This is a genomic window from Limnospira sp. PMC 289.06 (assembly GCF_032350395.1).
In the GTDB taxonomy this organism is placed as follows: domain Bacteria; phylum Cyanobacteriota; class Cyanobacteriia; order Cyanobacteriales; family Microcoleaceae; genus Limnospira; species Limnospira platensis.
The window spans coordinates 1-356 of sequence record NZ_JARPLC010000534.1 but is presented as its reverse complement, the minus strand read 5'-3'; the positions used below and the strand labels follow the sequence as shown (position 1 = coordinate 356).

1 protein-coding gene is annotated in these 356 nt (G+C 49.7%); it reads right to left on the bottom strand.

Annotated features, from left to right (window positions below; genetic code table 11):
* Window positions 1-113: 113 nt before the first annotated feature.
* Window positions 114-356 (bottom strand): DUF4351 domain-containing protein (locus P5674_RS26160; RefSeq protein WP_315670516.1); only part of this gene is annotated, 243 nt, incomplete at its 5' end.

The window sequence follows — 356 nt, the reverse complement described above, 5'->3', positions numbered from 1 at the left end:
TACAGGAATATGTGACCCCTGGGTGGTTGGGAAGGCGATCGCTTGTTTCCAGAAACCCGGTTTTTTCAAAAAACCGGGTTTCTTCAATTCTGAGTTGGTTTGGGATAAGTTTGTCAGTTTTCATCTGTCTGCAACCAGTGCACTAAATCCTCCATCCCCCGAAAATCTAACAAAGCCTCCGCCAACTCATCCTTTTGACCCGAGTTGAGAGATATCACCTGTTGCCGTTGCATATCCGACAACTCACCACAGCGACGGGTTAACTGTCGCAACAGCATCTCCGTCTGTGCTTCTTCGCGACCTTCTTCGCGACCTTCTTCGCGACCTTCTTCGCGACCTTCTTCGCGACCTTCTTC